Below are 22,520 nucleotides of genomic sequence, written 5' to 3'. Positions count from 1 at the left end.
CGGGCTGCGATGAGCCTGTTCGCGCGCGAACTGCCGCCGACCGCTGGCCTGCCGATGCAGGCCAGCGACTTCCTTCCCGGCGGCGGCGACCTGCGCGACATCCTGGCCACCCAGCTCGGCACACCGCCGCTGCAGCTGACCTGTTCCGGCACCCACGCGCTGCTGATCGCGCTGCGCACCCTGCGCAAGCGCGCGCCCAAGCGCGATACCGTGATCCTGCCGGCCTATACCTGTCCGCTGGTGCCGATCGCGGTACACAGCCTCGGCCTGCGCGTGCAGCTGTGCGATACCCGGCGTGGCCATTTCGACTTTGATCCGGCACAGCTCTCGCGCCTGGCCGACGCGCGGACGCTGGCGATCCTGCCCACCCACCTCGGCGGGCGCATTGCCGATGTCGAACGGGCCTGCGAGGTCGCACGCGGCGCCGGCGCCTGGGTGATCGAAGATGCCGCACAGGCGCTGGGTGCACGGGTCGGCAACAGCAGCGTGGGCCTGCGTGGCGACATCGGATTCTTCAGCCTGGCCGCCGGCAAGGGGCTGAGCCTGCATGAAGGCGGCCTGCTGGTCAGCCGCGATGACGAGCTGCGCGCCGCGCTGGCCGAACATGCCGCCGAACAGGTACGTTTCAGCCTGCGCTGGGAGCTGCTTCGCAGCGTGCAGCTGCTGGGTCTTGCCGCCTGTTACCGCCCCTCGCTGCTGTCGCTGGTGTACGGCAATCCGCTGCGCAGCGCCCTGCAACGCGGCGATCTGGAAGACGCGGTCGGAGACATTTTCCCGCTGGACATCCCCCAGCACCGGGTCAGCCAGTGGCGGCAGAACGTGGGCGCCCACGCTGCACGGCGGCTGCCTGCGTTCCTGCAGGCCGGGCGCCTGCGCGCACTGCAGCTGCGTGTGCAGCTGGCACAGCTGCCGGCGGTGGAGGTGGTCGATGGCCTGGCCGGCACCGGCGGCACCTGGCCGATGCTGATGCTGCTGCTGCCCAGCCAGCGCGCGCGCGATGCCGCACTGGACGAACTGTGGCCGCGCGGCCTCGGTGCCAGCCGCATGTTCATCCATGCCCTGCCCGACTACGCCTACCTGCGTGGCATCGTGCCGCAGGACGACATGCCGAACGCGCGCGACTTCGCCGCACGCATGCTGACCCTCGGCAACAGCGCCTGGCAGACCCGGGAAGAGACCGCGCAGATCCTGCGGGCGCTGGCCGCTGCGCAGCCCTGAAAGCGCGGTTTTCACGGCATCACGCCCATTCAGCACGCTCGATTCCTGAACACTTTCCCCACCCGGCGGTGCAGGCTTTCAACAGGAAAGGAACGAGAAAGGCTGCCTGCCTACATTGAGCCTGCCCCGGCATCGTGCCGGACGTTTCTTTCATCGACGGACCTGCCCATGCACTGGAGCATCCTGTGTGACTTCGATGGCACCATCAGCCTCGAAGATGTCATCGACTCGCTGCTGGAGAAGTACGGCCAGCCGGGCTGGCAGCAACTGGAAGACCAGTGGAAGGCGGGAAAGATCGGCTCGCGTGAATGCATGCAGGGCCAGGTGCGGCTGTTGAAGCTGGACCCGGCCACGCTCGACGCGCACCTGGACCAGGTGCAGATCGATCCGGGCTTCGCCGCCTTTGTCAGCCGCGCCGAACAGCTGGGCGTGCCGCTGCGCATCGTCAGCGACGGGCTGGACTATGCGATCCACCGCATCCTCGCCAACCACGGCCTGTCGCGACTGCCGGTGGTGGCCAACCACCTGCGCTGGTGCGAAGACCATTGGGAACTGGAGTCGCCCTACCAGGCCGAAGGATGCCGCAGTGGTACCTGCAAGTGCACCTGCGCCGCGCAGGCGCGTGCCGACGAAGCACCACGCGTGCTGATGATCGGCGATGGCAGCTCGGATTTCTGCGTCTCCGAAGATGCCGACTTCGTGTTCGCCAAGCGCCGCCTGATCACCCATTGCACGAAGGCCGGCATCGAGCATGCCGCCATCGATACCTTCCACGATGCAATCGCACTGTTGCCGCGCTTGCTCGATGGCAGCCTGCTGCAGCCACGTCGCCTCGACGCCAGCCCGCAGCCCGCCGCACTGCCCCTGCTGCTGGCCACCGCCTGAGCACTCCCTTCCAGGCGCGCTCCCCCGTCACCCCTTTCGAACGTCCTTCACGGAACCGAACTGCATGAACATTTTTGACAAGAACGCCGACGCGGCTGCCTCCGACGCGCAGCTGCTGGCCGACGAAGCCCGCTACAGCTCCTTCGGCGACACCGTCCACTACGTCGACCCGCCGAAGATCTTCCAGCGCGGCGAAGGAAGCTACATGTTCGATGGTGCGGGCGTGCCCTACCTCGACCTGCAGATGTGGTACTCGGCCTGCAACTTCGGCTACAGCAACAAGCGCCTGAACGACGCGCTGAAGGACCAGATCGACACCCTGCCGCAGGTCGCCAGCCAGTACCTGCACCCGACCCGCGTGCAGCTGGCCAAGACCATTGCCGTGGACATGCACCAGAAGTTCGGCCTCGACGGCCGCGTGCACTTCAACGTCGGCGGCGCGCAGGCCATTGAAGATTCGCTGAAGATCGTGCGCAACGCGCGCGGCGGCAAGAGCCTGATGTTCGCCTTCGAGGGCGGCTACCACGGCCGCACCCTGGGTGCCTCGTCGATCACCTCCAGCTACCGCTACCGCCGCCGCTACGGCCACTTCGGCGAGCGCGCGATGTTCATCCCGTTCCCGTACCCGTTCCGTCGCCCGAAGGGCATGACCCCGGACGAGTATTCCGACCACTGCGTGTGGCAGTTCGAGCGCCTGTTCGAAAGCGAGTACAACGGCGTGTGGGATCCCAAGGTCGGCCAGGCCGAGTACGCCGCGTTCTACGTCGAGCCGATCCAGGGCACCGGCGGCTACGTCATCCCGCCGCGCAACTTCTTCACTGGCCTCAAGCGCGTGCTGGACAAGTACGGCATCCTGATGGTCGTCGATGAAATCCAGATGGGTTTCTGGCGCACCGGCAAGCTGTGGTCAATCGAGCACTTCGGCGTTACCCCGGACGTGCTGGTGTTCGGCAAGGCGCTGACCAACGGCCTGAACCCGCTGTCGGGCCTGTGGGCGCGCGAAGAACTGATCAACCCGACCGTGTTCCCGCCGGGCTCCACCCACTCCACCTTCAACTCCAATCCGCTGGGCACCCGCCTCGGCCTGGAAGTGCTGAAGCTGGGCAAGGAAATGGATTACGAGCGCACCGTGCCGGAGAAGGGCGCGTACTTCCTGGACGGCCTGCGTGGCCTGCAGAAGCGTCACCCGGAGATCGGCGACGTCGACGGCCTGGGCCTGGCCCTGCGCGCCGAGATCTGCCAGACCGACGGCTACACCCCCAACAAGGAACTGCTGGACCGCATGGTCGACATCGGCCTGGCCGGTGACCTCCTGCACGACGGCAAGCGCATGGGCCTCGTGCTCGACGTGGGTGGCTGGTACAAGAACGTGATCACCTTCGCGCCGTCGCTGGACATCAGCTACGAAGAGATCGACCTGGCGATCACCCTGCTCGACCAGGCGCTGACCAAGGCCAAGGGCTGAGGTCGATGCGCTGCCGGTTCCCGTGCCGATGGAGATGACGTCACGCGCATCCAGCACCGCGCTGGAACCGGCCGCGCTGCTGGAGGGCTTCCTGGCCCACCCGCCGCTTGGATTCGAGGCAGGCCTGCTTCCCAGCGGCCTGCCGACCTTCCGTGCGCCGCTCGACCTGACCACCACGATGGACGACGACCTGCGCGGCAAGCTGCTTGGCTTGCCGCTGTCGCGCCTGTGGCGGCCCTGGATTACCTGGAAGACCCGCTTCGTCGGTGCCACCAGCACCGAGTACACCCCGTTGCCCGCGCACGTCGCACCAGAGGCATTGGCCGAGGACGTGACGCGTCACGCGATCGGCGATACCCGGCTGCTGGTGGTCAAGGACCTGGCAATCGATTCGCCGCTGCTGGACGACGCGGCCAATGCACACAGCAGCGCCTTCCTGCAGGCGCTGCTGGCACGCGGCTTCGTCGAACTGGAAGGCATGCCGCTGGCCTGGGTGGCGATCGATTTCGATTCGATCGATGGCTATCTCGGACGCCTGTCGTCCTCGCGCCGCAAGAACATCCGGCGCAAGCTGCGCTCGCGCGATGGCCTGCAGATCGACTGCATCGCCACCGGCGATCCGGCCCTCGCCGACCCGCAACTGCAGGCCGAACTGTACACGCTGTACCTGGGCGTGTTCGCGCAGAGCGCGGTGCATTTCGACCAGCTCGACCTGCCCTACTTCCAACACCTGCTGGCCGACAGCCAGGGCCAGGGACGGATGTTCCTGTATCGCCACCAGGGCCAGTTGATCGGCTGGAACCTGTGCTACATCCACGCCGGAAAGCTGGTGGACAAGTACATCGGCCTGGCCTACCCGCAATCACGCGAGCACAACCTGTATGCGGTCAGCTGGATGCACAACCTCGAGTACGCGCTGCTGCACGGCCTGAGCCACTACGTGGCCGGCTGGACCGACTCGCGGATCAAGGCCGAACTGGGCGCCCGCTTCACCTCCACCCGGCACGCGATCCACGCCCGCTCCCCGCTGCTGCGCGCTGCCCTGCGCAAGCTGGCACCGTACCTGCAGGGCGAACCTGATGGAGGCGGTTGAACGATGTCGTCGCGTTTTCCGCTGATCCTGGACCTGGACGGTGGCGTACTGCCGCTGCCACAGGCGCAGACCCTGGCGCTGCCGCAGTGGCACGATCCGCTGCGCTTCGCCTGCAGCACTTCAACCCTGGACCGTTTCGCCGCTGAAGTGCTGGCACCGCTGCCGGCCCAGCTCGGCACGGTGATGCTCGGCAGTGGCGACTTCCACCACCTCAGCCTGCCGCTGCTGCGTCGCATGCGCGCGCACCAGCCGTTCCAGCTGGTGGTGCTGGACAACCATCCGGACAACATGCGTTTCCCGTTCGGCATGCACTGCGGGTCGTGGGTGAACGCGGCCAGCAAGCTGCCGCAGATCTCGCACATCCATGTGCTCGGCATCACCTCCAGTGACATCGGCCTGGGCCACGCCTGGGAGAACCATTGGCGCCCGCTGATGGGCGGGCGCCTGACTTACTGGTGCATGGATGTGGACGTGGGCTGGGGCCACCGCCTCGGCAGCGGCCGTGCATTCCGACGGTTCGAGCACCCGGAGGCACTGGTTGCCGCGTTCGCCGCCGAGCAGGCCAAGTCGCCGCAACCGACCTACCTGTCGATCGACAAGGATGTGTTCGCCGAGGACGTCGCCCGCAGCAACTGGGACCAGGGCCGCTTCCAGCTGGAACACGCACTGGTGGTGATCGAAGCGCTGCGCGCCGGCGGCCTGGTCGGCAGCGACATCACCGGCGAAGTGTCGCTGGCCAATTACCAGAGCCGCTTCAAGCGCTGGCTGTCGTCGCTGGATGGTCAACCTGACGTCAGCGCCGAGGATCTGCCGATGTGGCAGGCACGGCACCAGCAGGTGAATCGCGAACTGCTGGCGGCGATGGCCGCCGTGCCGACCGCCTGCTGACCGCGCCGGTCGTGCCGGCCGCTGGCCGGCAACCTCATCGTTCCCAGGCTCGCCGGGATGCCGGCCAGCGGCCGGCACTACACTGGACTCCCGCCCCGGAGCCTGCGATGCCCCAGACCGTCATCCCGCAACTGCGCATGCGCCATGCCGACACCACCCTGCCGTTCTACGTGCAGGGGCTGGGTTTCGTGGTCGACTGGGAACACCGCTTCGAACCCGGCTTCCCGCTGTTCGCCCAGCTCACCCGCGACGGCCAGACGATCTTCCTCACCGAACACAGCGGCGACTGCGAGGTCGGCGGCGCAGTGTACTTCATCGTTGAAGACGTCGACGCCCTGCACCGCGCCTTCAGTGCCGCCAACGTACCGATCGAGCAGCCACCGCACGACACCGGATGGGGCAGCCGCGAGATGCTCCTGCGTGACCCGGACGGCAACCGACTGCGCTTTGCCACCCACGTGGACTGAACGATGCGGGCTTGAGGCGGATATACGGAACATATATGCTTCATATATCCATTCCGCCAGGACCGCCCATGGGCATCGTCAACATCGATGACACCCTGCACGACCAGCTGCGCCGTGCCTGCACCGTCTCCAGCCGTTCGATCAACGCCCAGGCCACCTTCTGGATCCGGGTCGGCATGCTGTGCGAGATGAACCCCACGCTGAGCTTCCAGGACATCGTCGCCAGCGAACTGCGGGCAGCCGGGGTGCAGCCGCAGGCGCTGGCGCCCGGGCGGGCCTGACATGACGATGATCAAGCAGCCGCACGAAATCGCGTTGCTGGCCGAATCCGGGCGCCTGCTGGCGCAGGTATTCGCCGCGCTCGACCAGCTGCCGCTGCAGGGACGCAGCACGATGGAGATCAACGACTTCGTCGAGCGCATGATCGTCGATGAGCTGCAGGCGCGGCCGGCCAGCAAGGGCCAGTACGGCTTCCCGTATGTGCTCAACACCTCGATCGACAACGTGGTCTGCCACGGCGTTCCCAGCACCACCGACGTGCTGCGCAATGGCCAGATCGTCAACCTCGACATCACCCTGGAGAAGAACGGCTACATCGCCGACTCCAGCACCACCTACCTGGTCGGTGAGGTCGACTACGCCGCGCGCAGGCTGGTGCAGGCCACCTACCAGGCGATGTGGAAAGGCATCGCTGCGGTGCGCCCGGGAGCGCGCCTGGGCGATATCGGCCACGCCATCGCCCGCCACGCGCGCAGCCACGGCTACAGCGTGGTGAAGGAATACTGCGGCCATGGCATCGGCCAGCAGATGCACGAGGAACCGCAGATCCTGCATTACGGCCATCCCAACACCGGCATGGTGCTGGAAGAAGGCATGGTGTTCACCATCGAGCCAATGCTCAACCAGGGCAAGCCGGCCATCCGTCAGCAGCCGGACCAATGGCCGGTCTACACCCGCGACGGCAGGCTGTCGGCGCAGTTCGAGCACACCGTGGCGGTCACCCGCAGCGGCGTGCGCGTGCTGACCCTGCGCCCCGGCGAAACCCCGCAGTGCGCGGTGGACGCGGCCTAGAGCGGGCGCAACAGCAGCAGCGTGGCGAGGCAGGACATGAAGACCGCCACGGCGGCATCCAGCACCCGCCAGGCGCCCGGCCTGCGGAACACCGGCTGCAACAGGCGCGCGCCATAGCCCAGCGTGCAGAACCAGGCCACGCTGGCGGCGCAGGCACCGGCGGCGAACGCCCAGCGCAGGTCACCGGGGTAGCGCGTGGACAGACTGCCCAGCAGCACCACCGTATCCAGATAGACGTGCGGGTTGAGCAGCGTGAACGCCAGGCAGGTCAGCAGTACCTGCCGTCCGCTGCCGCCCTGCGCCTCGGCGGCGGCCAGGGCACTGCCACCGCGCCACGCGCGCAGCCCCGCCCGCAGGCCATACCAGAACAGGAAGGCCGCACCACCGAAGCGCAGCACCTGCAGCAGCAGCGGCCACTGCAGCACCAGCGCGCCCATGCCGCCAACGCCAGCAAGGATCAGCGCGATATCCGCGCCGGCGCAGGCCAGCACTACCGTCCCCACATTGCGCTGCTGCAGGCCCTGGCGCAGCACGAAGGCATTCTGCGCGCCGATGGCGATGATCAGGCCGGCACCTGCGAACAGGCCGGCGGCGGTAGCGGCAATCCACATCGGGACAGGCCAGGCAGCGAGGGGACGCGCAGGGTGCGGCCAACAGCCTTGATTAGACAAACTGATTTTTCTTTATCCTGTGCAGGAAAACTGAAGAGGCACCGGCATGGACCTGGTACACCCGCAACTGGCCGCGTTTGCCGCGGTGCTGGAGGAAGGCAGCTTCGAGGCTGCGGCACGCCGCCTGTCGATCAGCCCGTCAGCACTGTCGCAGCGGATCAAAGCCCTGGAGGACAGGCTCGGGCAGGTACTGGTGGTGCGCCAGGCACCCTGCCGGCCGACCGCCGCGGGTGAAGCGCTGCTGCGCCGGGTGCGACCGATGCAGGCGCTGGAGGCCGAGGCATTGGCCGAGCTGCTACCCGAGCGTGGCAGCGACGCTGCGCGCACGCCGATCCCCCTGGCGGTCAACGATGACTCGCTTGATACCTGGTTCGTACCGGCCATCGCCGACCTGCACCAGCGCCACGGCTATCTGTTCGACCTGCGCATGGACGACCAGGACCACACCCTGCAGCTGCTGCGCGATGGCAGCGTGCTCGGCGCGGTCACCGCCGAAAGCCAACCGGTGAAGGGATGCAACGTGCACCCGCTCGGCGCGATGCGCTACCACGCCATCGCCTCGCCCGGCTTCGCCCGCCAGTACTTCCGCGATGGCATGCAGGCCGCAACCCTGGCGCACGCACCGATGCTGGTGTTCAACCGCAAAGATGAACTGCAGTGGCGCTTCGTGCGGCGCCTGACCCGCGCGCGGCTGCAGCCGCCGCTACACTACCTGCCCTCCTCCACCGGTTTCGTCGAAGCCGCCGCGTGCGGACTCGGCTGGGGCATGGCTCCGGAAACCCTGGTCGCGCCCGCCGTGCGCGCCGGCCGCGTGGTGGTACTGGAACCCCGCCGCTGGCTCGATGTGCCGCTGTACTGGCAGCATGCCGCCGTGCGCTCAAGCACGCTGCAGCACATCACCCAGGCGCTGCGCACTGCGGCCAGAGGCACCCTTCGTTGAGGACAAACCGATGATCGCAGACCCGGGCTTCACGCTGCACGCACTACCGTTTGCGCACTTCTTCACTACTGGGACGGCATGGGCGTGATCGGCCGACGTACAAGGATGCACCGCGCGAAGGCCGCGCTGGCGCTGGCAGCCTGCCTGCCATTCGCTGCCGACGCGCAGCCCACCAGCAACGCACCGGCATTGGACTGGGAACAGGCACGGCAACGCCTGGAGCAGGTCTCCGATGCGTTGGCCGCTGCCGACGCCGCCGTGCGCAACAAGCAGGACCTGCAGGACGCGACCCGCCTGCTGCGCCTGCCGGAGATCACCGGCGAAGTGCGCCGGCTGCAGTTCCAGAAGACGCTCACCCTGCCCCTGGGTTCGCTGGCTCCGGTGGCCGAGGCCTTTGGCATCGACTCGCCGCTGTCGTTCACCGAACGCGACTGGCGTACCCGCCCGGTGGTGACTGCAGTACTGCCGCTGTACACCGGCGGCGTGATTCCGGCCGCGCAACGTGCGGCCAGTGCCGCCCACGAACAGGCCAGCGCCGAGCGCGAAGCACAACGCCAATCGCTGACCGTGCAGCTGGCCCAGGCCTATTTCGGCCAGCGCCTGGCCGAGCAGGCGGTGGACGTGCGCCGCGATGTGCGCGATGGCCTCAACCGCCACCTGTCCGACGCAGAGAAGCTGGAACGCGAGGGCTTCGCCACCCGCGCGCAGCGCCTGCAGGCCACCGTGGCCCGCGACAAGGCCGAGCGCGAATACCAGAAGACAGTGAACGACCTGGCCACGCTGAAGGCCGCACTGGCCACGCTGCTGCGCAGTGGCGGCGAGGTGCAGCCGGTGTCGCCGCTGTTCGTGCAGCGCGTGCCACTGGAACCGGTGGCCAGCTTCGAACGCACCGCGCAGGCGCGGCAGCCGCAGATCGCGCGCCTGCGGGCGATGGTGGCGCAGGCCGAACAGGGCGTGCGCGTGCAGCAGGCCAAGCTGAAACCACAGATCTTCGCCTTCGGCCAGTACGACTTCCGTCGCCGCGACGAGATGCTGACCGATCCGGACTGGGCGTTTGGCATCGGCCTGAAGTACACCTTCCTGTCGCCGAACTCGCGGCCGGCGCAGATCAGCGCCGCGCGTGCGCAGCAGGACCAGGCCGAAGCGGGCCTGCGCGAGGCCGAGAACCAGGTCGCGCTGGGTGTGCGCAAGGCCTGGAACGAGCTGGAAACCGCACGCCAGCAGTACGTGCTGCTCGACAGCAGCATCGCCCAGGCACAGGAAAACCTGCGCCTGCAGGAGCTGGCGTTCCGCGAAGGCCAGGCGACTTCGCTGGATGTGATCGACGCGCGGCTCGGCCTGGGTGGCGCCCGCGTCGAGCGCGCACAGGCCGCCTACCAATACGATATTGCGCTGGCACAGTTGCTGGAGATCAGTGGACAGATGGACCGTTTCGAAGAGTTCCGGCGGCGGGCGGACGAGGTGATCGACCATGAGTGATGTGCTGCACGACGATGCGACGACGCCCCCGGGCAAGCGCCGGTTGGGACCGATCCTGGTAGTGGTGCTGCTGGTCGTGGTGGTGCTCGGCCTGTGGCTGGCCTGGCGCAGCCCGGCCGACCAGATCCAGGGCATGGCCGATGCGGACACGATCAACGTGGCCGCCAAGATCACCGCGCGCGTGGCCGAACTGAAGGTGCGCGAGGGCGACCGCGTGCAGGCCGGGCAGGTGCTGTTCCTGCTCGACAGCCCCGAAGTGGCCGCCAAGGAACAGCAGGCGCACGGCGCTTTGGCCGCCGCACAGGCAGTGGCCGACAAGGCCGACGAAGGCGCACGCAGCGAAGACATCCGCGCCGCCGAAGCGAACTGGAAGCGGGCCGAAGCCGGTGCGACGCTGGCTGAAGCCACTTACCAGCGCGTGCAGAACCTGTTCAACGAAGGGGTGATGACCCGGCAGAAGCGTGATGAAGCGCATGCCCAGGCCACCAGCTCGCGTGAGCTGGCCCGTGCCGCGCGCGCGCAGTACGACATGGCCCTGGCCGGCGCGCGCGAGCAGGACAAGCGTGCCGCGCAGGGCCAGGTGCAACAGGCACAGGGCGCGGTGGCCGAAGTCAACGCCGCGCGTGTCGAAGTAGAAGGGCGCGCGCCGGTGGCCGGCGAGATCAACAAGCGCATGGCCGACCCGGGCGAGCTGGTGCCGGCCGGCTACCCGGTGTTCACCCTGGTCGACATCGACCGCATGTGGGTCGCCATGAACCTGCGCGAATCGCAGATGCAGGGCCTGAAGGTCGGCAGCAAGCTGCAGGGCAGCGTGCCGGCGCTCGGCCTGGACGGCGAATTCGAGGTCTACTTCATCAATCCGGCCGGCGACTATGCAACCTGGCGTACCACCCGCCAGTCGTCCGGCTACGACGTCCGCAGCTTCGAGGTGCGGGTGCGCCCGGTACGCCGCATCGAGGGCTTCCGCCCCGGCATGAGCGTGCTGTTCGCATGGCCCCAGCACTGAGCCCCGGCCGCGGCGGCTTCGCCGCCAGCTGGCGGCGCGAGCTGCAGTCGCTGCGCGGCAACCGCGCCGACCTGCTGCTGGTCACCGTGCTGCCGCTGCTGATGCTGGTGGTGATGGCGTGGATGTTCACGCCTTCGGTGATGCGCGACATCCCGATCGCGGTGGTCGACCTCGACCACAGCAGTGACAGCCGCCTGCTGCTGCGCATGCTCGATGCCAGCCCCGGCGTGCGCGTCGCCAGCCAGCCGATGGACCTGGAAGACGCACGTTCGCAGCTGCGTCGGCTGGATGTGTTCGCCATCGTACTGGTGCCGCGCGATGTCACCCGGCAGGCGTTGCGTGGACGCCAGGGCACGGTGTTCGCCTATTACAACGCCACCTACATGACCACCGGCCAGTCCGCGTCGCGCGATATCGGCGACGCGGTCTCGGCCTGGAACGCGCGCCTGCTGCGCGAGCGCATCGGCCTGCAGGTCGGCCCGGGCAAGCTGCGCGCGGCACCCATCGCGGTGCAGTCGGACATTCTGTACAACCCGGCACGCAGCTACGAGCTGTTCCTGCTGCCGTTGATCTTCCCGGCGGTATTGTCGCTGGTACTGGCACTTGCAGTGGCCGGCAGCCTTGGCCGCGAGATCCGCGACGGCACCCTGCCCGCCTCGTTGGGCCGCACGCCATGGCCGGCGATTGCCGGCAAGGTCGCGCCATACATCCTGCTGTTCTCGCTGTATGGCGCGCTCGGCATCGGTTACCTGGCCTGGCTGCGCGGTGACGGCGTGGCCGGCAGCGTGCTCCTGCTGCTGCTCGCACAGCCACTGTTCTACCTTGCCACGGCCGCCTACGCGTTGTTCTTCGTCGGCGTCACCCGCGACATGGGTACCGCGCTGTCCGCAGTCGGCCTCAGCATCGGCACCGCGTTGGCCTTCTCCAGCGCCACCTTCCCGGTGCTGGACGGCCCTCTGTTCACCCGCATCTGGCATCAACTGCTGCCACTCAGCGCCTACATCAAGCTGCAGACCCAGCAGCAGTTCATCGGTTCGCCGCTGCAGGTTTCGGTGTGGCCGCTGGCCACGCTGTTGTTGATGGCGGTGGTGGCAGGAGGCGTCGGCGGCCTGCGCCTGATCGCCTTCGCGCGCACACCTGCCGCCGCACAACCCGCAGGGGCCGACGCATGAGCGCACTCTGGCGCAGCCTGCGGCAGACCCTGATGGCAGTGCTCTGCGACCGCTACGCGATCGTGGTGATGGTCGGGGCGGTGATCCTGTACTCGTTCTTCTATCCAGCCGCCTACCGGCACCAGGTGGCCGGCAACCTGCCGGTGCTGGTGGTGGACGAAGACCACAGCGCGACCAGCCGCGAGCTGCTGCGCAAGCTCGACGCACTGCGCGTTGCGCGCGTGGTCGGTCAACCCGCGGACGTCGACAGCGCACGCCGGCAGCTGGAAGCCGGCCATGCCGAAGGGATCGTCGTGATCCCGGCCAATCTGGAGCGCGACATCCTGCGCGGCCACCCGGCCAAGCTGGTACTGCTTGGCAACGGTGCCTACCTGGGCCGCGCCAGCTGGGTGCTGGGCAGCGTGGCTGACGCGCTGGGTGCGTTCGGGCGTGATGCCGTGGTCGGCCAGGCCGCCTTCATGGGCGCACCGCAGGCACCACCGGTCACGCTTGTGCAGCGCCCCCTGTACAACACGCAGGAAGGCTATGGCAGCGCCATCGTTCCCGGCGTGGCCGAGCTGATCGTGCACCAGACGCTGCTGATGGGCATCGGCGTCCTGCTCGGCGGCCGCCGCCTCGCGCTCGGCCGGCGCCTGCGCTTCGACCTGCCGACCCTGGCCGGCATGGCACTGGGCTTCGGCCTGATCGGCCTGTTCGGTCTGTTCTGGTATGCCGGGTTCACTGCCTGGGTGCAGGACTATCCACGCGGAGGCAACCCGCTGGGCCAGCTGCTGGGTGGCACGCTGTTCATCGCGGCGACGGTGGCCTTCGGCCTGTTCGTCGGCAGCTTCTTCCGCACCCGCGAACGCGCCTTCCAGTACATCATCGCCACCTCGATCCCGCTGTTCTTCCTCGCCAACCTGTCGTGGCCCTCGGTGATGACGCCACAACCGCTGGTCTGGCTGGCGCAGCTGCTGCCGACCACCTCCGGCATCAACCTGATGGTGCGCCTGAACCAGATGGACGCCAGCCTGGCCGAAGTCAGCCACGAACTGATCACCCTCACCGTCCTGCTGCTGCTCTACGGCAGCCTCGCCACCTGGCGCCTCCTCGCAAAAAAGGGGACGGAGGGGATTAAGTCGTAAGCGGCCGGTTGGGGGATTACGACTTAATCCCCTCCGTCCCCTTTTCCTGCAATGAAGAACGCCGGCGCGAGGCCGGCGTTCGAGTACTGCGATGTGGAAGGGGAAAAACGGGGGCCGTCGGCGATTGATCAGCGATAGACGCGTTCGCAGCGGCGCTCGACCACGCGGTCGCCATTCTTCTGCTGGCTGTTGCCCTGGATCTGGCGGCCCGCCGCACCACCGGCAACAGCACCGGCCACGGTAGCGAGCTTCTTGCCATTGCCGCCGCCCACCTGGTTGCCCAGCAGGCCGCCGATCACCGCGCCAGTGGCCGTACCGGCGATGCGGTTCGGATCGCGCGAGTTGCGCTGCACTTCCACGTTCTTGCAGACCACGCGGCTGCCATCGTTGAATCGGCGTCCCTCATCGCGCGGACCATAGGTCTGCGCGCCGGCCACCGACGAAGCCGCCAGCAGGGTGCCCAGCACAAGCAATCGGGTCGAGATCTTCATGGCCATCTCCTAGGTTCCGGTATGGCGCAAGTGTCCTCCCGCGGCTGGCAACCGGAAGTGAAATGCGCGTGTCCGCGGCCTCATCGGCCATCGCGCGTTCAGGAAGAAAATCCGCGCCCATCACGATCAGCCAGCGTGATGGGCGCCGTCTCCCTGCCGGCATTGCCCTCTGCTAGAACTCTTCCCACCCCCCGGCATTGGCCGCCAGTGTCGGCTCGATGCGCGGCGACAGCGTTGCCGCCCTGCGCACCGGGGTGACCTTCGCGGCCACCGCAGCCAGGGCCGGACGCACGGCTGCAGCCGCCGTTGCCGCGCCGGTGCGGAACACCGAAACCGCCTCGGCCAGCAGGTTCGCCTGCTCCTCCATGGAACGCGCCGCAGCACTGGCCTCTTCCACCAGTGCCGCATTCTGCTGCGTGGTCTCGTCCATCTGCACCACCGCCTGGTTCACCTGTTCGATGCCCGAACTCTGCTCCTGCGAGGCAGCAGAGATATCGGCCATGATGTCGGTCACGCGCTGCACGGAAGCAACGATCTCGCCCATCGTGGTGCCTGCCTGTCGGACCAGCGCCGATCCATCGGCGACCTTGCCAACCGAATCCTCGATCAGGCCCTTGATCTCCTTGGCCGCACCGGCCGAGCGCTGTGCCAGCGTGCGCACCTCACTGGCCACCACCGCAAAGCCCCTGCCCTGCTCGCCGGCACGGGCGGCTTCCACCGCCGCGTTCAACGCCAGGATGTTGGTCTGGAAGGCAATGCCATCGATGACCGAGATGATCTCGGCGATCTTCTTCGACGAGGCCTCGATGGCCGACATCGTGGTGACCACCTGGCCGACCACCTCGCCGCCCTGCGAGGCGACACCGTGCGCACCGATGGCGAGCTGGTTGGCCTGGCGGGCGTGCTCGGCGTTCTGCTTCACGGTGGAGGTCAGTTCCTCCATCGACGCCGCCGTCTCTTCCAGGTTCGCCGCCTGCTGCTCGGTGCGCCGCGACAGATCGGTGTTGCCCGAGGCGATTTCGCCTGCCGCCAGATTGATGCTGGACGCGCTGGCCTGGATGCGCCCGACGATCTGCTTGAGCTGATCGACGGTGGCATTGCAGTCATCGCGCATGCGGGCGAACACGCCGTGGAAGTCGCCCTGCATGCGTACGGTGAGGTCACCGCGCGAGATCGCCTGCAGCAGGCTCGACACCTGCACCAGGTTCTGGTCGGTGGTCTGCATCAAGCGATTGAGCCCGGCCACCATGTCGCGGAAATCGTAGGCGAAGCGATCTTCATCGCCGCGCAGGCTGAAGTCGCCCGCCGCCGCGGCCGTCGCCAGCCGGCGGATCTCGCTGTTGATCGCCGACAGGCTGGCCTTGGTCTCGTCCATTGCCTGGGTGATCGCCGCCTTCTCGCCCGGCAGCGGATCCATGTCCACCGACAGGTCGCCACGGGCGTAATGCTTCATCACTTCGATCAGCCGGTTCTGTACCTGCACGTGTGAGCCGACCAGCGCGTTGGTCTCGTGCACCATGCGCCCGTAGTCACCAGGGAAGGCACTCTCGTCCATGCGATAGCTGAGGCTGCCCGCATCGTGCTGGCGGGCCAACTCGCCCTGCGCCGCCATCACCGACTGCAACTGCGCCTGCATGCGCTGCATCGACCTGAGCAGCTGCGTGACCTCATCGTTGCCGGAGGCGTCAATGCTGTTGTCCAGCCGCCCATTGGCGATGCCGTCGGCCAGCTTCACCGCGCCTTCCAGCGGGCGGGTCAGGCTGCGGGTGATGGCCCAGGCGGCCAGCGAGCCCAGTACCAGGCTCAACACGCCGAACACGATCGACAGCGTGCCGGTCCAGGATTCGGTTGAACGGTATTCCTCGCGGCTGCGCTCGGTCAGTGTCTCCTGATGCCGCAGCAGGGTCGAGATCGCTTCGTTCCACGCGGTTGCCAGCCCCTGCTCGGCAAGCAGTTCCTTGGCCGCGCCGTCGAAATCCCCGGCCTTCATGCGCTCGTGAAGATGCCGGGTGGAGGCGTCGGTGGCCTTGCGTGCCGCGTCGATTTTCGCCACCAGGGTATCGCCGGTCGCGTCGCGCGGAATCCTGATGTACCTGGCCCAGATACCGTCGTAGGTCTGCGACAGCTCCTGCGCCTTCTGATAATCCCTGTCAAAATCCTCGCCGCGCTTGATCACCATCAGGCGGCGGTGCATCAACACCGCGTTGTTGGTATCCAGCATGTCGTTCAACAGCCGCATCTTCACCATGTTGACGTCCACCACTTTCTCGAACTGGGCGGACTTCAGGTGATTTCCGTACAGCGCCAGGCCAACGATGGCCACGATGAACAGCAGCAGCAATCCAAACCCGGCACCCAGCCGGGATCCCACTCGGAGGTTGCGTAAGGCGAGCATCTCAATTCCCTTGATCATGGCCGTACGATCGATGGCGGCGCAGCGCGGGGAAACTTTATGGGTCGATATTATTGTATCGATCCAAATCTCTGGAACTATGCAGACAGGTGTGAAGGACACACTTAATGGAGGTGGTTATTCCTGCCGGGCATATCAATGTACGAGCACATCAATCGCAGTCATCACGCATCGCTCGCGAGTCGTGACCGCGGAAACCGTCACTTGATGCACGGAGGGGGAGGATGAAGCCCATCAATCCCGGCACCCTTCTGTCCAGAGGAACAACGCGCTGCTTCGCGACTACCGTCAGGGCTGCAATCTGGCATCTGCCATCGCAGGGCCCCGACCCTTGAGTATTTCAACCCTGATGAAGGGGTCCAGACCCCATTACAATCGACTGCCACTGATCTCCCACTTATTGACCTTCAAGTCAATAAAACCGCAGTCATTGAGATTCTCGTCGCTCTGGAAGTAGGAGACGGGAAGGTCACCCCATGCTGCACGGACCCACGCGCTGCGCTGAGGCAATACGATCGAGGAGTGCATGGAAACTGCGTACTTTCTACTCATGCCTGTCCACGGAAATTGACTCCCAGGACGGGGCGACGGAAATTTCCTCAAGATACCGCTCAAGGTCTCTGAACGGAGAGACCCCTATAGCAGCGAAGGAGAACCACACGGCATCGCACTCGTCGCAGACAAATATCTGAACGCCGCGCTCCTTTACTGGAGCTTTCAACACCTCACCCTGCCCACAACGGGGACAGATCAAACTCCCCCCACCTCACCGGAGACGCAGATACAACGTTACTGACCATCCCAGAAACAATTTTCCAGACCTTTATTGCCGATGAAGGAGAATCTATTTCCATCACCCAGCCAGTCATCACTGACAGTGGAAGTTGAACGCGCCCGAGGGGGTCCTGCTGCCGATGGCACCAATCAATGAAGAAGAAGACTTCGGGCGAACTCTCTACCAGCTGATGGCCCTGCTATTGGCGATGGGTCACGTCGTTTTCTTCCCTGCAAACCGGCGCGCGCCACGACGGGAGTGCCGAGCACTTGACTCAGCAAAGAAGTTTGCCAAACCCCAGCATGGGTCCCCAAAGCATCCGGCGCTCAGCCATGTCCAACGCACAGGGAACAACGCTACAGTCGACATATGACGCTCATCCTGCAGATCGAGGGCTGTGCCATTCACGACATCCCCAGCCTGTACGCGGAGATCAACCGCGTGTTCATGGCCGGCGAGGACTGGCAGCTCGGGCCAAGCCTGGACGCCCTGGATGATCTGCTGCATGGCGTCCATGGCGTGTTGGCCGGCCATGAGCGGGCCACGGTGATCTGGAGTGATATCGAGCACAGCCGCGCCGCACTGGGACGAACTACCACATGCCAGTGGCTGCAGTCCAAGCTGGAAGCCCCGGGCACCTTCAACACGCGGACCATTGCGCGCCAGCTGGACGCCCTGCAACAGGGCGAGGGCCCAACCTACTTCGAGATCGTGATGGATATCTTCGCCAGCCACCGGCAGATCACCCTGGTCCCGGCCTGACCTCGTTGCTGTGCGGTACCCGCCCGCCACCGGTGGCGGCAGCCCTGTGCCCCAGCAGTTACCATGGACGGCCCTGTACCCGCTCCGTTGCCGCTGCCCTCCGGCGCGAACGGACGCCCCGGATTCACGAGCCCCATGTCCAAAGAAAAGTCCGCCGAACACACCCCGCTGATGAAGCAGTTCTTCGCAGCCAAGTCCGAGTATCCGGACCTGCTGCTGTTCTTCCGCATGGGCGACTTCTACGAGCTGTTCTACGACGATGCGCGCAAGGCCGCGCGCCTGCTCGACATCACCCTGACCCAGCGTGGCAGCTCCGGCGGCGCGCCGATTCCGATGGCCGGCGTGCCGGTACATGCCTATGAAGGCTACCTGGCGCGGTTGGTGGCGCTGGGCGAGTCGGTGGCGATCTGCGAGCAGATCGGCGACCCGGCGCTGGCCAAGGGCCTGGTCGAACGCAAGGTGGTGCGCATCGTCACCCCCGGCACCGTCACCGACGAAGCGCTGCTGGACGAACGCCGCGACACCCTGCTGATGGCGCTGTCGCGCACGAAGCAGGGCTACGGCCTGGCCTGGGCCGACCTGGCCGGTGGCCGCTTCCTGGTCAATGAAGTCGAGACCGACGACGCGCTGGAAGCCGAACTGGCCCGACTGGAGCCGGCCGAGCTGCTGGTGCCCGACGAGGAGAACTGGCCCGACTTCCTGCGCCACCGCACCGGCGTGCGCCGCCGTGCGCCGTGGCTGTTCGACGCGGACAGCGGCCGCCGCCAGCTGCTGAACTTCTTCAAGCTGCACGATCTGAGCGGCTTCGGTATCGATGACAAGCCACGTGCCACCGCCGCCGCCGGCGCCCTGCTCGGTTATGTCGAGGAAACCCAGAAGCAGCGCCTGCCGCACCTGACCTCGATCGCGATGGAAACCGCCGCCGAGGCGATCGCGATGAACGCCGCCACCCGCCGCCACCTGGAACTGGATACGCGCGTCGACGGCGATACCCGCAATACCCTGCTGGGCGTGCTCGACAGCACGGTGACGCCAATGGGCGGGCGCCTGCTGCGCCGGTGGCTGCACCGCCCGCTGCGCCTGCGCGAGGTGCTGGTGCAGCGCCACCATGCGGTGGAAACCCTGATCGATCGCGGCAGCGATGCCGACATCCGCGAACAGTTCCGCCGCCTCGGCGACCTGGAACGCATCCTGACCCGCGTCGCACTGCGTTCGGCGCGCCCGCGTGATTTCTCCACCCTGCGCGATGGCCTGGGCCTGCTGCCGGCGGTGCGCGAAGTGCTGGCGCCGCTGGATTCACCGCGCCTGCAGGCACTGCATGCCGCCTTGGGCGAGCACGACGCGTGCGCACAGCTGCTGGCCAGCGCCATCGCCGAAATGCCGCCACTGAAGCTGAGCGACGGCGGCGTGCTGGCCGATGGCTTCGATGAAGAGCTGGACGAGCTGCGCCGCCTGTCCACCCATGCCGACCAGTTCCTGGTTGACCTGGAACTGCGCGAGCGCGAGAGCAGCGGCATTCCCACCCTGAAGGTGGGCTACAACCGCGTGCACGGCTACTACATCGAAATCAGCAAGGGCCAGTCCGATCGCGCGCCGGTGCACTACACCCGCCGCCAGACGCTGACCAATGCCGAGCGTTACATCACCGAAGAACTGAAGGCATTCGAGGACAAGGTGCTGTCCGCGCGCGACCGTTCGCTGTCGCGCGAGAAGTACCTGTACGAGCAGCTGCTGGACACCCTCGGCGAACAGCTGGAACCGTTGAAGCAGTGCGCCGCTGCGCTGAGCGAACTGGACGTGCTGGCCGCCTTCGCCGAACGCGCGCAGGCGCTGGACTGGTCGCGGCCGGAACTTGAAACGGCACCGTGCCTGAAGATCGAGCGTGGCCGCCATCCGGTGGTCGAGGCGGTGCGCGAGCAGCCGTTCGAACCCAACGATCTGGATCTGCATCCGGACCGCCGCATGCTGGTCATCACCGGTCCGAACATGGGTGGTAAATCGACCTACATGCGGCAGAACGCGCTGATCGTGCTGCTGGCTCACATCGGCAGCTTCGTGCCGGCCAGCCGGGCGCTGATCGGCCCGATCGACCGCATCCTGACCCGCATCGGCGCCGGTGACGACCTCGCCCGCGGGCAGTCGACCTTCATGGTCGAGATGGCCGAGACCAGCTACATCCTGCACCACGCCACCGCGCATTCGCTGGTGCTGATGGACGAGATCGGCCGTGGCACGTCCACCTACGACGGCCTGGCGCTGGCCGACGCGGTGGCCCGCCACCTGGCCTACCAGAACCGCTGCTACACGCTGTTCGCCACCCACTACTTCGAGCTGACCGCGCTGGCCGACGAGCAGCACGAGGGCGGCCGCAGCGGCATCGCCAACGTGCACCTGGATGCCGTCGAGCACGGTGAAGCGCTGGTGTTCATGCACGCCGTTAAGGACGGCCCGGCCAACCGCAGCTTCGGCCTGCAGGTGGCCGCACTGGCCGGCCTGCCGCGCGCCACCGTGGCGCAGGCGCGCCGTCGACTGGCCGAGCTGGAACAGCGCGGCGGTGAGAGCCATGCCGCCGAGCTGGCGCCGCAGGCATTGGATGCACCGCAGCAGTTCGGCCTGTTCGCGGCGCCGTCGAACAAGGCACAGGAAGCACTGGCCGCCATCGATCCGGACGAACTGACGCCGAAGCAGGCACTGGAAGCGCTGTACCGACTGAAAGCACTGCTGTAACCGCAGCACGCACCCCTGGCTTCCCGCCGCCACGCGGGAGGCCTATCGAAAGATCCGGCAAATCTTATTCTTCGTTTCAATTGACAGAAACTATCAAACTGAACGGATCATTCGATTATTCATTTCATCTGGCCCTAGCTAAAGTCGAGTGAAGATGTTCCATCCCGTCTTCACCCGCAGGAGCCAGCCATGAGCCAGTCCGATAACAACAGCCCGAAATGTCCGTATCACACCGCGCCGTCGCCTGCGGAAGGCGCCCAGCAGCAGCGCGAGCTGAGCACTACCCCGAAGCAGAAGCACGGCGATGAACCGGTCACGCCGATGACCACGGCCTTCGGCGCACCGGTGGTGGACAACCAGAACAGCAAGACCGCCGGCCCGCGTGGCCCGCTGCTGATGGAAGACGTGTGGCTGCTGGAAAAGCTGGCCAACCTCAACCGCGAGATCATTCCCGAGCGCCGCATGCACGCCAAGGGCTCGGGCGCATTCGGCACCTTCACCGTCACTCACGACATCAGCAAGTACACCCGCGCCAAGCTGTTCGAGAAGGTCGGCAAGCAGACCGAGATGTTCGCCCGCTTCACCACGGTGGCCGGCGAGCGTGGCGCCGCCGACGCCGAGCGTGACATCCGCGGCTTCGCCCTGAAGTTCTACACCGAAGAAGGCAATTGGGACCTGGTCGGCAACAACACGCCGGTGTTCTTCCTGCGCGACCCGCGCAAGTTCGCCGACCTCAACAAGGCCGTCAAGCGCGACCCGCATACCAACCTGCGCAGCGCACGCAACAACTGGGATTTCTGGACGCTGCTACCCGAAGCCCTGCTGCAGGTGACCGTGGTGATGAGCGACCGCGGCATTCCGCGCAGCTTCCGCCACATGCACGGTTTCGGCTCGCACACCTACAGCTTCACCAACGCCGACAGCGAGCGCTTCTGGGTGAAGTTCCACTTCATCAGCCAGCAGGGCATCGAATCGCTGACCGACGCGCAGGCGCAGATCCTGGTCGGCCATGACCGCGAAAGCCACGGCCGCGACCTGTTCGCCGCGATCGAGAAGGGCGACTTCCCGAAGTGGAAACTGTTCATCCAGGTCATGCCGGAACTGGAGGCGGAAACCTACCGCATCCATCCGTTCGACCTGACCAAGGTGTGGCCGAAGAGCGACTACCCGCTGATCGAAGTGGGCCAGTTCGAACTGAACCGCAATCCGGTCAACTGGTACCAGGACGTGGAGCAGTCAGCGTTCGCGCCGAGCAACCTGGTGCCGGGTATCGGCCCGTCGCCGGACAAGATGCTGCAGGCGCGCCTGTTCGCCTACTCCGATGCGCAGCGCTACCGCCTGGGCGTGAACCACCACCAGATTCCGGTGAACGCGGCGCGCTGCCCGGTGCACAGCAACCACCGCGACGGTGCGATGCGCGTGGACGGCAACTACGGCGGCCTGCCGCACTACGAGCCCAACAGCTACGGCCAGTGGCAGGAACAGCCGCAGTACCGCGAACCGCCGATGAAGATCCGGGGCGACGCCGACTTCTGGAACTTCCGTGAGGACGACGCCGACTACTTCAGCCAGCCCGGTGCGCTGTTCCGCAGCTACAACCAGGCACAGAAGGAGCGACTGTTCGCCAACACCGCCCGTGCCCTGGGCGATGCGCCGGACTTCATCAAGCAGCGCCACATCGACAACTGCAGCAAGGCCGACCCGGCCTATGGCGCTGGTGTTGCCGCGGCGCTGAAGGCGCTGGCCAGCCAGCCAACGGATCCGTTCAAGCCGGCCCAGCCGGAAGCGGACTTCCCCACCGCGACCCCGGGTGCCGAAGACATCGAGCTCTGATCGCCCTGCCCCGTGAACGCCACGCCGCCTCCCCGTGAGG

The 22,520-nt window shown here is 66.6% G+C and carries 19 protein-coding genes; 16 read left to right on the top strand and 3 right to left on the bottom strand.

The window, feature by feature from the left end:
• The first annotated feature begins 9 nt into the window (after nt 1–9).
• From AC5P7F_RS08480 to map, 8 genes are all read left to right on the top strand, one after another.
• Entirely contained in the window at nt 10–1,218 is a 1,209-nt protein-coding gene (locus AC5P7F_RS08480) for a DegT/DnrJ/EryC1/StrS family aminotransferase (protein WP_014646428.1), read from the top strand.
• A gap of 168 nt (nt 1,219–1,386) precedes the next feature.
• The gene (locus tag AC5P7F_RS08475; protein ID WP_014646427.1) at nt 1,387–2,103 is read left to right on the top strand and encodes an MtnX-like HAD-IB family phosphatase; all 717 of its coding nucleotides are present in this window, start codon (nt 1,387–1,389) and stop codon (nt 2,101–2,103) included.
• A gap of 64 nt (nt 2,104–2,167) precedes the next feature.
• On the top strand, nt 2,168–3,568 hold the full coding sequence (locus AC5P7F_RS08470; RefSeq protein ID WP_014646426.1) for an aspartate aminotransferase family protein: 1,401 nt from the start codon (nt 2,168–2,170) through the stop codon (nt 3,566–3,568).
• Between the two features lie 28 nt (nt 3,569–3,596).
• Nucleotides 3,597–4,661, top strand: a complete 1,065-nt coding sequence (locus AC5P7F_RS08465) for a GNAT family N-acetyltransferase (RefSeq protein WP_014646425.1) — start codon at nt 3,597–3,599, stop codon at nt 4,659–4,661.
• 3 nt (nt 4,662–4,664) lie between these two features.
• Nucleotides 4,665–5,549, top strand: a complete 885-nt coding sequence (locus AC5P7F_RS08460; protein WP_046429619.1) for an arginase family protein — start codon at nt 4,665–4,667, stop codon at nt 5,547–5,549.
• 107 nt (nt 5,550–5,656) lie between these two features.
• Entirely contained in the window at nt 5,657–6,016 is a 360-nt protein-coding gene (locus AC5P7F_RS08455) for a bleomycin resistance protein (protein ID WP_014646423.1), read from the top strand.
• 68 nt (nt 6,017–6,084) lie between these two features.
• Nucleotides 6,085–6,297 carry a ParD-like family protein gene (locus tag AC5P7F_RS08450; RefSeq protein WP_014646422.1) on the top strand — a complete coding sequence of 71 codons (213 nt, stop codon included), beginning with the start codon at nt 6,085–6,087 and terminating at the stop codon, nt 6,295–6,297.
• A 7-nt stretch (nt 6,298–6,304) separates the two neighbouring features.
• Nucleotides 6,305–7,087 (top strand): type I methionyl aminopeptidase, encoded by a 783-nt coding sequence (map, locus tag AC5P7F_RS08445; protein WP_197602841.1) that lies wholly within the window; start codon nt 6,305–6,307, stop codon nt 7,085–7,087.
• Here the strand turns inward: map and AC5P7F_RS08440 are convergent.
• On the bottom strand, nt 7,084–7,698 hold the full coding sequence (locus AC5P7F_RS08440; protein WP_014646420.1) for a LysE/ArgO family amino acid transporter: 615 nt from the start codon (nt 7,696–7,698) through the stop codon (nt 7,084–7,086). The genes map and AC5P7F_RS08440 overlap by 4 nt on opposite strands.
• Nucleotides 7,699–7,804: 106 nt before the next feature.
• On the opposite strand from AC5P7F_RS08440, the gene AC5P7F_RS08435 reads away from it, so the two are divergent.
• The 5 genes from AC5P7F_RS08435 (at nt 7,805) to AC5P7F_RS08415 (ending at nt 13,479) form a co-directional block, all read left to right on the top strand.
• Complete coding sequence (locus tag AC5P7F_RS08435) at nt 7,805–8,698, top strand: LysR family transcriptional regulator ArgP (protein WP_046429615.1); 894 nt, start codon at nt 7,805–7,807, stop codon at nt 8,696–8,698.
• A 78-nt stretch (nt 8,699–8,776) separates the two neighbouring features.
• Nucleotides 8,777–10,177, top strand: a complete 1,401-nt coding sequence (locus AC5P7F_RS08430) for a TolC family protein (RefSeq protein WP_075076196.1) — start codon at nt 8,777–8,779, stop codon at nt 10,175–10,177.
• Nucleotides 10,170–11,183, top strand: a complete 1,014-nt coding sequence (locus tag AC5P7F_RS08425; protein ID WP_049419414.1) for an HlyD family secretion protein — start codon at nt 10,170–10,172, stop codon at nt 11,181–11,183. The genes AC5P7F_RS08430 and AC5P7F_RS08425 overlap by 8 nt, the downstream gene beginning before the upstream one ends.
• A complete protein-coding gene (locus AC5P7F_RS08420) occupies nt 11,168–12,355 on the top strand; it encodes an ABC transporter permease (RefSeq protein ID WP_142234431.1) in 1,188 nt (395 codons plus the stop codon). The genes AC5P7F_RS08425 and AC5P7F_RS08420 overlap by 16 nt, the downstream gene beginning before the upstream one ends.
• Nucleotides 12,352–13,479, top strand: a complete 1,128-nt coding sequence (locus AC5P7F_RS08415; protein ID WP_014646415.1) for an ABC transporter permease — start codon at nt 12,352–12,354, stop codon at nt 13,477–13,479. Before AC5P7F_RS08420 ends, AC5P7F_RS08415 begins: the two co-directional genes overlap by 4 nt.
• Before the next feature lie 128 nt (nt 13,480–13,607).
• Here the strand turns inward: AC5P7F_RS08415 and AC5P7F_RS08410 are convergent, their stop codons facing one another.
• Together AC5P7F_RS08410 and AC5P7F_RS08405 are read right to left on the bottom strand one after the other, a co-directional pair.
• Entirely contained in the window at nt 13,608–13,976 is a 369-nt protein-coding gene (locus tag AC5P7F_RS08410) for a glycine zipper 2TM domain-containing protein (RefSeq protein ID WP_164077461.1), read from the bottom strand.
• 166 nt (nt 13,977–14,142) lie between these two features.
• Entirely contained in the window at nt 14,143–16,365 is a 2,223-nt protein-coding gene (locus tag AC5P7F_RS08405) for a methyl-accepting chemotaxis protein (protein ID WP_069117400.1), read from the bottom strand.
• A gap of 1,162 nt (nt 16,366–17,527) precedes the next feature.
• Here AC5P7F_RS08405 and AC5P7F_RS08400 point away from each other — a divergent pair.
• The 3 genes from AC5P7F_RS08400 to AC5P7F_RS08390 all read left to right on the top strand — a co-directional run bounded on the left by AC5P7F_RS08400 (nt 17,528) and on the right by AC5P7F_RS08390 (nt 22,480).
• Entirely contained in the window at nt 17,528–17,920 is a 393-nt protein-coding gene (locus AC5P7F_RS08400; protein ID WP_164077463.1) for a barstar family protein, read from the top strand.
• Nucleotides 17,921–18,055: 135 nt separating this feature from the next.
• Complete coding sequence (gene mutS / locus AC5P7F_RS08395; protein ID WP_049441490.1) at nt 18,056–20,647, top strand: DNA mismatch repair protein MutS; 2,592 nt, start codon at nt 18,056–18,058, stop codon at nt 20,645–20,647.
• Nucleotides 20,648–20,836: 189 nt separating this feature from the next.
• Complete coding sequence (locus tag AC5P7F_RS08390) at nt 20,837–22,480, top strand: catalase (RefSeq protein WP_046429557.1); 1,644 nt, start codon at nt 20,837–20,839, stop codon at nt 22,478–22,480.
• Nucleotides 22,481–22,520: the final 40 nt, after the last annotated feature.

The sequence above is a fragment of the Stenotrophomonas sp. YJH_SMC_105-26 genome, from assembly GCF_059368915.1.
This window is presented reverse-complemented; position numbering and strand designations above follow the sequence as displayed.